Annotated in this window: 8 protein-coding genes; 3 read left to right on the top strand and 5 right to left on the bottom strand. The window is 37.9% G+C overall.

Annotated elements, in window-relative coordinates; all coding sequences use genetic code 11:
• The first annotated feature begins 2 nt into the window (after positions 1-2).
• Complete coding sequence (locus tag SJY37_RS14445) at positions 3-599, top strand: NAD(P)H-dependent oxidoreductase (RefSeq protein WP_298327446.1); 597 nt, start codon at positions 3-5, stop codon at positions 597-599.
• A 3-nt stretch (positions 600-602) separates the two neighbouring features.
• On the top strand, positions 603-2,516 hold the full coding sequence (locus SJY37_RS14440) for a monovalent cation:proton antiporter-2 (CPA2) family protein (RefSeq protein ID WP_298327449.1): 1,914 nt from the start codon (positions 603-605) through the stop codon (positions 2,514-2,516).
• Between the two features lie 252 nt (positions 2,517-2,768).
• Here SJY37_RS14440 and SJY37_RS14435 read toward each other — a convergent pair whose 3' ends face one another.
• The 5 genes from SJY37_RS14435 to SJY37_RS14415 form a co-directional block, all read right to left on the bottom strand.
• A complete protein-coding gene (locus SJY37_RS14435; protein WP_298327452.1) occupies positions 2,769-4,190 on the bottom strand; it encodes an efflux transporter outer membrane subunit in 1,422 nt (473 codons plus the stop codon).
• Positions 4,190-7,333, bottom strand: coding sequence for an efflux RND transporter permease subunit (locus tag SJY37_RS14430; RefSeq protein ID WP_379953267.1), 3,144 nt, complete (start codon positions 7,331-7,333; stop codon positions 4,190-4,192). Before SJY37_RS14430 ends, SJY37_RS14435 begins: the two co-directional genes overlap by 1 nt.
• Before the next feature lie 23 nt (positions 7,334-7,356).
• On the bottom strand, positions 7,357-8,493 hold the full coding sequence (locus SJY37_RS14425) for an efflux RND transporter periplasmic adaptor subunit (RefSeq protein WP_298327458.1): 1,137 nt from the start codon (positions 8,491-8,493) through the stop codon (positions 7,357-7,359).
• A 6-nt stretch (positions 8,494-8,499) separates the two neighbouring features.
• Positions 8,500-9,003 carry a GbsR/MarR family transcriptional regulator gene (locus SJY37_RS14420; protein WP_298327462.1) on the bottom strand — a complete coding sequence of 168 codons (504 nt, stop codon included), beginning with the start codon at positions 9,001-9,003 and terminating at the stop codon, positions 8,500-8,502.
• Positions 9,004-9,300: 297 nt separating this feature from the next.
• Positions 9,301-11,343, bottom strand: coding sequence for an ATP-dependent helicase (locus tag SJY37_RS14415; protein WP_379953368.1), 2,043 nt, complete (start codon positions 11,341-11,343; stop codon positions 9,301-9,303).
• A gap of 45 nt (positions 11,344-11,388) precedes the next feature.
• Between SJY37_RS14415 and SJY37_RS14410 the strand changes: the two genes are divergently transcribed.
• Complete coding sequence (locus SJY37_RS14410; protein ID WP_379953266.1) at positions 11,389-12,750, top strand: GIY-YIG nuclease family protein; 1,362 nt, start codon at positions 11,389-11,391, stop codon at positions 12,748-12,750.
• Positions 12,751-12,832 lie beyond the last annotated feature (82 nt).

Raw genomic sequence — 12,832 nt, 5'->3', positions numbered from 1 at the left:
CCATGAAGAAAATACTTGTATTATTCTCGCATCCTAAATTTGAAAAATCTAGGGCAAATACGTCACTAGTATCACACATTCAAGATATGGAGGGTGTTACTTTTCATGATCTTTATGAGCAATACCCAGATTTTCATATTGACGTAGATGCCGAAAAGGAGTTGCTTGCTGCACATGATATCATCATATGGCACCATCCGTTATACTGGTATAGCTGTCCACCTTTAATGAAGCAGTGGATTGATATGGTGCTAGAATTTGGGTGGGCATATGGACCAAATGGTAATGCCCTTAAGGGAAAAACTTGCTTAAATGTGATTACCACAGGTGGCTCAAAAGAGGTGTATTGTGCTCAAGGAAGCAATAGCTTTACCATCAATGAATTTTTAAGACCCTTTGAACAGACAGCAATCTTATGCGGGATGCAGTATTATCCGCCATTTGCAGTCATGGGTACGCACCAATTGAGTGACGATCAGTTAGACACTCACTCGAGTACTTATAAATCATTATTAGAGTTACTGCAGAAGGAAGCTGTTGTACTAGGTGTAGATAACTGCGTATTTTTAAATGATTTGGCACAATTAAAAACTCAGTAAATTATGACAGGAAGTATTCTTTTTGAAGCGATAGTCTTTCTTGCGGGAGCAATAATTTGTGTGTCCATCGCAAAGCGACTTGGGCTGAGTTCTGTAATAGGTTATTTACTAGCGGGTGTGCTCATAGGCCCTTATGTCTTAGGTTTTATAGGTCAAGAAGGAGAAGATATATTACACTTTGCAGAGTTTGGCGTAGTTGTAATGCTATTCCTGATAGGCTTAGAAATTGAACCTAAGAATTTCTGGAACATGCGAAAGACCATTTTAGGCATGGGAGGACTGCAAGTAGGAGGGACCATGCTCTTAACGTATTTCTTATTTACTTTCATAGGTTACGACTGGAAGGTATCTCTTGTAATTGCGATGGCAGTAGCACTATCATCTACCGCGATAGCCTTACAAACTATCAAGGAGAAAGGAATGATGGATACGACCTACGGAGCCTCTTCTTTTTCTATTTTGCTTTTTCAAGATATTATAGTGATTTTCATGCTAGGTGCTTTGCCACTGCTTTCTACCGCTACCACTGTTGCAAGTGGTGAAGGCCATGGAGCATCTGAGAATTTACTGGATGGTTTGCCTATCGCTTTTCAAACCCTAGCAATTATACTATCTGTTATAATTATTATTGTTGCTGGTAAGTATTTAATTGTACCTATGCTGCGTAAAGTGGCAAAAACTGGAGTGCGCGAGCTTCTCATCGCAGCTGCACTATTGATTGTATTCTCTATATCCTTTTTAATGGAATACGTAGGTCTCAGTCCGGCGCTGGGTGCATTTTTAGGCGGAGTGGTATTATCAAATAGCGAATTCAAACATGAGCTGGAAAGTACCTTAGAACCTTTTAAAAATCTACTGCTAGGTTTGTTTTTTATGGCAGTGGGAGCCTCCATCAATTTTATTGTGATTGCTAAAAATCCGCTAACTATTGGTGGGATATTAATTGCTATTGTAATCGTAAAGGCGATTGTATTATTTATTACTGGTTATGTTTTTAAGCTAAAATTAGATCAGAAACTGCTGCTCACTTTTAGTTTGTCACAGATAGGGGAGTTTGCCTTTGTCTTGCTTTCTTTCGCGTTCAGCTTGCAATTATTAGAGCAAGATCAAATGGATATGATGCTGGTGATTACGGCACTTACCATGTCACTTACACCCATCACTGGGATGATCAATGAGCGATTTATATTGCCAAGAATAGGAACTAAAGAATCTATAAAACGACCTATGGATCACATCGCAAAGTCGCAAAATGTGATACTTGTTGGTTTTGGACATTTTGGAAGTACGATAGGGCGCTTTTTAAGATCCCATGGAGTAGAGGCGACTATATTAGATCAAGACTCAAATCGTGTAGATTTTCTTCGTAAGATGGGTTTTGAGGTGTATTATGGAGATGCCACGCGCATAGACTTACTAGAATCTGCAGGAATTGCTCAGGCAAAAATTCTTATTTGCGCCATAGATAACCCTACCGTAACCACGCAAGTGACAAAGCTTGTCAAAGAAAAATACCCACACGTAGAACTCATGATACGTGCAAAAAATAGGAATGACGCCTATGATTTACTCAACTTAGGCATAGAAAATATTTACAGAGAGTCCCTAGATACCTCGCTCAGTATGGCAAGCGATGTATTGCATAAACTCGGTTTCAGAAAATATACTCTTAATAGGCAAGTCCAAAACTTTATAAAATATGATGAAGCTATTTTAAGACGCCTTGCCAAAGAACCTAAGAGAGGCACAGACAGTTATATTTTTGTCGCCCGTCAAGAATTAGAAAAGCAAGAACGCTACCTCAATGAAGATTTTAATCGAGGCATTGTTGCATATGATAATCACTGGGACAGTGAGCACATAAGAAAAACACTAGAGGAGCAGCAGCATGACGAAGATGAGGATCCTCAGATTTAAGGTCTAACCTTATTAAAATAAAAACTGCCCAAAGCTCCCTTTCGGGAAAATTTGAGCAGTTGCTATTAATGCTGTTAAAATGAATTAGTTCTTTTGGTTGTATTAATTGTCACAAGTGGGATACGCATCTATCACATTTCCTAGCTTAAATACCGAAAGATAGCGTGTGAATTGAAAATCTAAACTATAACTCTCTAAACAATCATTAGAACTGAGTGATAAAATTAGACATACCTTACTAACGGTTACTGATTATCTCCATCCACCACCTAGAGCTTCATATAAATCAACAATAGATACAAGCTGCTTTAGTTTACTCTCGATAATATTAAGCTCTGCATTAAGAGCACTTTGTCTTGCAGTAAGTAAATCTAAATAAGTTGCATAACCATTTTTTAAGAGCTCATCAGAATTTGCCTCTGCTGCGCGTAATGCAGTCACTTCTTTATTGATAAATTCGAATTTTTTAGTTTCTGCTTCATATTCAAATAATGCATTTGATACTTCAGTTCCTGCAACAAGCAATGTTTTTTTAAATGCTAGTAAGCTCTGTTCTTGTTGAGCAATAGCAACTTCGCGCTGCGTTCTCAACTTTCGCTGATTCAGAAGTGGTTGTGTTAATCCGCCTATGACTGTTGCAAATAATGAGTTTGCACTCAAAAGCTCATCAATTTCAAGACTTTGGAAACCTCCTGCTGCAGTTAATCGCAATGAAGGATACAAGTTGCTTTTTGCAACATTAGTGAGCTCAAAAGATTGAATCAGATCAAACTCGGCTGCCATGACATCAGGCCTATTAGTTAATAGTGATGCGGGTACTCCTAGTTTTAATTCTTCATCAAGTATTTGACTATCTAATGTGCTTCTCTCAAAGCGTTGTCCAGGTTTACCCAGTAAAATACTAAGGATATTTTCAGTTTTAAATAGTGCTGTTTCAAGATCTACTTGTAACGCTTTTGCATTGTTATACTGCGCAATATTTTGATCTACTGCAACCTGTGTAACCTGTCCAGCATCTTTTAATGCTTTTATAGTTTCTACACTACGTTCTCTAGTTGCAACCGTTTCTTCTGTGATAGCTATCTGAGCATCTAGAGCAAGTAAGTTATAATAGGTGTTTGTGATACTTGCAACAAGCTGTGTTTTTACGGCTTGGTGTCCTGCTACACTTTTTAAATATGCTGCTTGCGTAGCTCTTTGGTTACTTCTTATTTTTCCCCAGATGTCTGCTTCCCAAGATAGATTTGCTGTGATATCAAATTGATCTGTAGCTCTGTTGGTTAAAAACTGACCAAACTGCGTGTTCTCAGAGAGTACTTGATGCGTGAAATTTGCTCCTACATCAACGGTAGGTAAATAACCAGCCTTTCCTTGTTTCGCGTAAGCTTGTGCAGCAACCATCTGTTGTATAGCGATGCGCACATCCATGTTATTTTCAAGTCCTTCTTGAATGTAAGACTGCAACTGCTCATCTGTAAATAAGGTTCTCCAAGATACATTTGCAATAGAAATACTATCTGTAGGAAGGTTATCTGTTCTGTACAGTGCCTCTGTTTCAGCAGTAATATCTGGCTGTACATAGTCTTGCGCTACAAAGCAACTTTGAAATATGACAGCGACTACTAGCAAGAGTATAGGCTTGCTTATATTTTTATAGGTGATTGGTGATTTCATTATTCTTGTGTTTCAATAGTTTGTACTGCTGGTTTACTAGAAATGCGTTCTTGTAACCACTGAAAAAATATAAATAAGATTGGGATAACAAATACTCCTAAGATGGTTCCTATAAGCATTCCGCCTACGGCTCCTGTACCTATAGAGTTGTTTCCTTCAGACCCAACACCTTTAGCTAATACCAATGGCATTAATCCTAAAATAAAAGCAAAAGAGGTCATTAAAATAGGTCTTAGTCGAGATTTTGCACCGTTTATGGCAGCACTTACGATGTCCTCGCCGCTTTTTCGCCTAGCGAGGGCAAATTCTACAATAAGAATTGCATTCTTGGCGAGCAGGCCTATCAGCATGATCAAAGCAATCTGGAAATAGATGTTGTTCTCTAGACCAAATAATTTAGTACTTATGTAGGCTCCAAAAACTCCAAATGGTAAAGAAAGTATTACCGCAAATGGTAATAAGTAGCTTTCATATTGCGCACTTAATAAGAAGTACACAAAGAGAATACTCAATCCAAATATAAAAGCGGTCTGATTTCCTGCATTTACCTCTTCTCTTGTAAGACCAGAATATGCGACAGTATAGTTGTTAGGTAGCTTTGCAACCTCTTCATCTATTATTCTAATAGCGTCTCCAGTACTAAAACCTTCATTTGTAGCACCAGTGATAGAAGTAGAATTAAATAGGTTAAAACGAGTAACAGATTGTGGTCCATACACACGTTCTAAATTTACAAACTGTGTGATAGGAGTCATCTCTCCAGAGTCTGTTCTTACATACATACTATTTAAATCTTCAACGCCAGCTCGATCATCAGGTAGCGCCTGAATATAGACTCTAAACTGCTTCCCAAACTTAGAGAAATCTGATGCATAAATACCTCCTATATATCCTTGTAATGTGGAGAAGATACTATTAATAGGTACTCCTTTTTCCTTAGCAAGAGGGACGTTGATTTCCATCTCATATTGTGGATATTCTGTGCTAAAAGAGGACTGCGCATATTTAATTTCTGGATGTGACATTAATGCTGCAGCAAATTCTTTATTGGCAATGTCTAAGTCTTTAAACTCACCTCCAAACTTGTCTAATAAGTTTACTTCAAAACCAGATGAGTTACCAAATCCTCGAATACTAGGAGGAGAGAAGAAAATAATCTTAGCCTCAGGAATATTTGCAACTATACCAAAGAGTTTACCTGTGATAGCAGTGGCAGATAGTGAAGGATCTTCACGCTCATCCCAATTTGCTAGTTTTATAATCCCAAAGCCGTAGTTACTTCCTGCACCATTTATTAAACTTCTACCTTTAATAAAGTTGACACCCACAACGCCTTCTAAGCTATCAATTCTATCATATAAGTCTAGCGTTACAGCATTTGTTCTGTCTAGTGATGATCCCGCTGGAAGTTCAATATTTGCAAAAATAATCCCTCTATCTTCATTAGGCACAAAACCTGTAGGAGTTGTATTTGATGCCCAAACAATACCTACGATAGCAAGTGCTAATAATAAGACAGGCATCCATTTTTGTCTGTATAAGAATGAAAGCGAGTGACCGTATCTAGTAACAGTAGCATTAAAACCTCTATTAAATAAGGTATAAAATCGCTGTAAAGGTCCTTTTCCTTTGAGTTCCTCATCATCTTTGTGTGACTTTAAAAGTAACGCACACAACGCTGGACTCAGCGTCAAAGCATTTACCGCCGAAATAAGTATAGATATAATAAGCGTTACTCCAAATTGCTCATAAAATACTCCCGTAGGTCCTGTAACAAAAGTAACAGGGATAAATACAGCTGCCATTACCAGCGTAATTGAGATAATCGCCCCAGAGATTTCATTCATGGCGGTAAGCGTCGCCTTCTTAGGGTCTTTTTCTCCTTCATCCATTTTAGCATGCACAGCTTCTACTACTACAATAGCATCATCTACTACAATACCAATGGCGAGTACGAGTGCAAATAGGGTAAGTAAGTTGATGGAGTATCCAAAAACACTTAAAAAGAAAAACGTACCAATAATAGAAACAGGTACAGCAATGGCTGGAATAAGTGTAGATCTAAAGTCTTGTAAGAATAGAAATACTACTAAGAAAACTAATATAAAGGCTTCTAATAGGGTCGTAAGTACCTTATCTATAGATGCATTTAAAAACAAACTAGTATCGTAAGGAACAAAAACTCCTAGTCCTTCTGGCAGGTCTTTTTCTACAGATGCAATGGTTACTTTAATATTCTCAATAATCTCTCTTGCGTTAGATCCCTTTGTTTGGAAAATTCCCATGAAAACTGCAGGATGTCCTAGACTCACTGCATTTGATGCGTAAGATTGTGCATCTAGCTCAATCGTTGCCACGTCATCTAGACGTAAAAACTGTCCGTTCCCTAATGCTTTGATGATGATGTCACCATATTGCTGTTGTTCTTTAAAGCGGCCACTATACGTTAGTGTATATGAAAAAGCTTCTCCATTATTTTCTCCTAAAGATCCTGCTGCAGCTTCCAAGTTCTGTTCTTGTAATACCGCCTGTATATCTGATGGAATTAATCCGTATGAAGCAAGCTTCTCTGGCTTTAACCAAATACGCATTGCATAATCCTGTTGAGAAAATAAACTTACATCACCTACACCGCTTATACGCTGCATCGCTGGAATTACGTTTATTTTTAAATAGTTCTGGATGAATGTTGCATCATAATCTTCACTCTCAGAATACATGGAGATGAACATCAAAGCACTTGTTTCTTGCTTTTGTGTAGTAACACCAGTTTGCACTACTTCTTGAGGCAGTAGTGGTGTAGCTCTAGAAACACGGTTCTGTACGTTTACCGCTGCAATATCTGCGTCAATCTCTTGATTAAAATAAACCGTAATCTCGGCAGTACCATTGTTTGATGCAGTAGAGGTGATGTAGGTCATCCCTTCTACACCGTTAATTTGTTCTTCAATAGGGATAATTACACTTTCTAATACTGTTTCTGCATTTGCTCCTGGATAAGAAGCAAGTACTTTTATGGTAGGTGGTGCAATATCTGGGTATTCTTCTATAGGTAAGCTAGTTATGCTTATAGCACCTAGTACCACTATGATAATAGAAATTACCGTTGAAAGCACGGGTCTTTCAATGAATGTTTTTAACATGTCTTGTGTTTTTTAAGTGTAACCTAGTTCTTAAATAGCGTTTGTATAGGCTTAGTAGCTTCCTCAAATGGAACTTCTTGAGGTGTGATAGTCATACCGCTTCTTAATTTTCCTACACCAGAAACGATGATAGTATCTGTGAGTTCGATACCTGATTCCACAATATATAGGTTGTCTACTATCGCTTTTACTTTGAGTATTGAAGTAGCTACTTTATTCTCATTGTCAACTTTAAAGAACATGATATTTCCTTGTTGTTCGTAGGTAGCTTCTTGAGGAATAACGATGGCATCCTCGTATATCGTTGGGATTTGTATTTTACCACTATTACCGTTTGTTAGTAATTGGTTAGGATTGTCAAAAACTGCTCTTAAACTTACAGTACCTGTGCGTTGATCAATTTGACCGGTACTAGTTTGTATGGTTCCTTTCTCAGAATAGGTTGTTCCATTTGCAAGTATTAAACTCACATCAGAAAAGTTAGCAAGCTTTTCGGCGAGATCCTTACCTTCTGCTTGTTGTAAGAAGTCTAAGTATTGTTTCTCATTGAGACTAAAGAAAGCATAAACCTTACTTATATCACTCACAGTAGTAAGCGGTTGAGGATCTGCAGGACTCACAAGCGAACCTTCTCTATACGTAATGGCACCTACAAAGCCATCTACAGGACTCGTAATTGTAGCATAACCTATGTTTGCAGAGATACTGCTATAATTTGCTTTTGCTTGTGCTAGATTTGCTTTTGCAGTTTCTAATTGTACGGCACTTATGATATTCTTTTCTACCAGTGGCGTCAATTTATCAATTTCAACCTGAGCAACGTTTACTCTTGCTTTTGCAGCACTAGCATCTTGATTAAGTGATTGTGTCTCAAGTCTAAATAATACTTGACCCTTACGTACTTTTTGACCTTCGTCTACAAGTACTTGCTGTATATATCCAGATGCTTTTGCTCTTACAGCACTATTTACAATTCCTTCAAGACTTGTAGGGTATTCTTGGTAAGCGGTTACAGTTTTAGGCTGTAACTTCATTACTGGGAATGGAGCTGGAGGAGCTTGCTGTGCTGTAGCAGCAGTATCTTCTTGATTACCTCCACAACTTATTGTAATGAATAGCACGACAAGTGCAAGCAGGGTGAATGATGTATTTTTTTTCATGGTACTTTATATTTCAAATTTGGCGTCTGTTAACTTTGTTCTTAGTATTTCTATAGAAGCGGTGGCTTCATCTAAAAATTTGATGTAATCATTATGAAAATTCAAATCAAATTTTTCTGCATCGTCACCATCATTTTGGAGATTCATAGTTTCCTTATAAGTCTTAATCTCTTCATGTAATTCTCGTACTTCTTTCCACTCATTCATGAGATTATCTACATGGTGTACTACCATATCCTTATTGATAATGAAGTACTTCTTACGATCACCTGTTTTTGTGAAATACTCGATTTTATTAAGGTCTTGTAGGTGATTGAGGTGTGTTGAAATCGTACTCTTACTAGCGCATAGAATATTGACCATGTCCTCAAAAGTGCTTCCTTTTTTTCCTGTAAGTATCGTATATGATAGTATGCGAGCTGCTACTGGAGCTAGTTGCTCTCGTTTTTCGATATGTACACCTAGTTTTTCAACAAGTGACATTTTTTCTTTACAAATTTTGTCTGTCATTATTCCTTAATTTATTCTCATCGCTCGATTAAACATACAGATGAGATTCAAATACGCGGCAAAATTAACCGTTAGTTCGGAACAAACCGAACCAATCGAAGTTAAAAAAAACATAATTAATATAGCTTTCGCGAAAGCGTAACAGAAACAAGGGTAAGTACCTTTTAAAAGAACAGCACAGCTCTGCCATCACTACTTGTTATTGGTACTGATTGTTGAAATGTACCCAAATAAATAAGCCATCCTCTTGAGAAAAGGATGGCACAGCGTGAGTTTGCGAAACAGAATAGTAGAAGATTAGCTAAAATCCATTCCCAAATCTAAATCAATATCATTCTTTACGGCAGCATCTTTATGAGCTGTAAATGTAGATTTTGGAGAAGTTTGAGTAGCAAGATGGTCTGGGAGCTCCTCTAGAAAATAGGCGCTATTTTCTCCTAGTTCTTCTTGCGTATCTGTTTTATGATGAAAGGCATTAATGGACTCCGTAGCTCTAGTGATAATGAGTTCATTTTTTGCTCTAGTAAGTGCCACATATAATACACGTCTATCTTCTTCTACTTCATCTAGATTCCCTAGACTGTAGGAGGAAGGGTAGGACTTAGGTGATACATTAAGAACAAAACAAACGTCTGCTTCAAGACCCTTAGCCGAGTGTACGGTAGAGATGGTGACGTGATCCTGATGATCTGTGGTAGTTAATTTACTGCCTTCTAAGGTGTTTTGACCTGAAACATGTGCAGCATTATCAAGAATCCCTTCTGAGATAAAAGCACCAAGCGTCGCATAGTTTTCAGAAAGCATTTCTAGTACAGGAAAATCACCTTTGCGCTTTTCTGTCCAGTCTTTGCTGTACTTCATCGCAAGATCAAACTCCATAGCGCTGTACAGTTCCTTGATTGCTTGCTTTACATTGCCTTTATTATCAAAAACTGTTTTGTAAAACTTAGATACTTTTTCTCCTTCGGTTCCAGAGATGATAGAGGTGAAGGTATCTGGCCTTATATCTTCTGGTGCGATTTGCATCACCTCCGTCATATAAGACGTTGCTTTTACAGCGCCAATACCGTGGATGAAAGTAAAAAAGCGAATCCATGCAATCTCATCTAGCGGATTATTAATCACTCTCAATACCGCTACTAAATCTTTTATGTGAGCAGCTTCAAGAAACTTTCGTCCGCCAAAGGTTTGATAAGGAATCTTCTTTTGAAGAAACACTGCTTGCAATGGTCTTGTGTAGTATTGTGATCTGCTTAATATTAAAAAGTCAGAAAAGGAACTTCCGCCACTAGAAAAGGCTTCTAGAATTTTATTAGCGATATAATTTGCTTCTTCAAATTGGTTATTCACATTCAAAATCACAGGCACTTTTCCTGGTCCTCTGCTTGAGATTAGTTTTTTATTATACTGTACTGGTGATTTTTCTAGTAACCAGTTTGAGATATCAAGAATCTCTTGTGTAGAACGATAATTCTTGTCCAATACTTTTACTGTAGCATCTGCCACACGTTCCTTAAACAAGTGAACATTCTTAAAATCTGCGCCACGGAAACTGTAAATAGATTGGGCATCATCTCCCACACAAAATAGGTGACAGATATGCTCAAAAGGCTTTAATAAAAACCATTGCAGCGGATTAGTATCCTGCATCTCATCAATCAGAATATGCTCGTATGAGGAAGCCAGAATCTCTCTTGCTTTTTCATCTTTATTCAATCTATTTGCTATAACAAGCAGTAAATCGTCATAATCTAGGTACTGCTGTCTCTTCTTTTGTAGCTGGTACTCTTTTATAAGATGCTCTAGTTGTGGTCGCAACGTAGCGATATCTTCGGTTACTTGGGGATCATCTTTTCCCTTATAAAGCAACTTGCGTATGGTATCTGTGAGGTTACTTCTCGTGTTACGCGCAAAGGAAAATATATCGAGAATTTGCTGCGGCTTGATTCTTACTTTCCCGTATTCCTCACTGGCATTTCCACATGCCATTTTCATCAAACTTAATTGATCATCTGGATCAATTACCGTAAAACTTGCCGCACCAAAGAGATTAGGGAACTTCACAATAAGCTGATTACACCAGCTATGGAAAGTGCTACCATTAATAGCACCGCTTGTACCAGCAGGTAATCCTGCTTTTACACGCTCTACAATCTCGCTCGCAGCCCTTTTTGTAAATGTGAGTATCTGTATCTTTTCTGGACGCACGCCAGCATTAATAAGATACTCCGCTCTACCTACAATAGTTTTAGTTTTACCAGTACCTGCTCCTGCAAGTAGCAGTAAGTGTTTACCATCAAAAGTGATGGCCTCACGTTGCTTAGTGTTATATGAATCTATAATAGCAGTTTTTTTATTTTCAAAGATAGGAAATTATTCATAATTTTGGATTTTATCCTACACTTCAAAAGATTGAGAATAGCCTTCTTAGATATACAAACTAACAGTAATAATTTAAAAATAGCGAGCGCTATTGCATTTTCTGTGGTCGTTTTTGATGATGAAGAGGAGTTGTACTATCATGAGAGTCTTATTAAACCGCTTCAAGTGCTTTCCTCAGATCAGGAATTCACTTATGGGATTACTAATAAATCACTGCGCAAAGCACCATCATTCATAGATATCGCGAGTTTACTCATCGACAACTTGGAAGACTGTGAGATTGCATATTTTGATAATTTCTCACAGCAATTGCTACGCAGCAGTTTTAGGGAGATTGGGTATCCACTAGGGAAGTCTTCCCTTATTTTTAATGGGACTTCCTCCAGAAAGAGTAGCAGCGCAACACAACTATCTTTTGAGGAAACTGCAGCTGTCCATTCGGTGGAGTATGATTCTTTGAAAGCTGGCATGAATGCTCGAGCACTGTCTCAATTGTTTCAAATTAAGGCTAGTGTGGATGATAATGAGAGTTACGCTTTCGCGAAAGCGGAACAAAACACCATCGCTACCACAAGTCTATATGACCATTTACCTAAAACAAGTGGCGTGTACTACTTTAGGAATGCAACCGACGAAGTGATTTACGTAGGAAAAGCAGTCGACTTAAAAAAGCGAATGATTTCGCATTTTAAGAGCAGATTAGTTTTTGAAAAGACCCTGTGCAAAGAAACCGTAGCTGTAGAATATGTTGAAACCGGAAACGAATTAATTGCTTTACTAAAAGAGTCGGCAGAGATTAAACAGCTTGCACCTATCTATAATTCGCAACAGATAGAGACCAACAACCCTTGGATTGTGGAATCTAAAATAGATGCCAAAGGAATTTTGAGAATTGTGCCCACAGAAAAGAGCTACACAGACTCCTGTCATACCGTTTCTTTTAATAGGGATTCTGTAATCCAGCAACTCAAACTATTACAAATAATGCACGCGCTATGTCCAAGATTTATGGGTGTAGAACGTACTGCTGGTTCTTGCTCTAGCAAAGCTTGTAAGGGCGTTTGTAGGGGAGAAGAACCCAAGGAAATATACAATGCAAGAGTGTACAAAGCACTAGAAACACTAGCAAGCAAAGAGGAAACCTACTACCTAGACCTCATAGGGAGAACTAGTAACGAGCGATCATTTGTGCTTGTGGTAGACGGGATTTATATGGGATATGGATATATTACAAATCAAGAGACGGTAAATACCATAGAAGATCTTGAGGCGTATCTTATTCCTCAAGAACATACGTATTATACCAGCCGAAGTATCCTCACACACCTCAAAAAACGCGGAGTTATTAAAAATTTCTTAAGATAGCGCGCTTCAATTTTCAACTTTTACTGACTTTTTAATGTCTTTATGTTCATTAAAAAGCAGTTTTTTTTTACTTGACACATCC

Source organism: Dokdonia sp. R78006, assembly GCF_042466145.1.
Classification (GTDB): domain Bacteria; phylum Bacteroidota; class Bacteroidia; order Flavobacteriales; family Flavobacteriaceae; genus Dokdonia.
The sequence above is the reverse complement of the archived record's forward strand: the minus strand, read 5'-3'. Positions and strand labels throughout refer to the sequence as shown.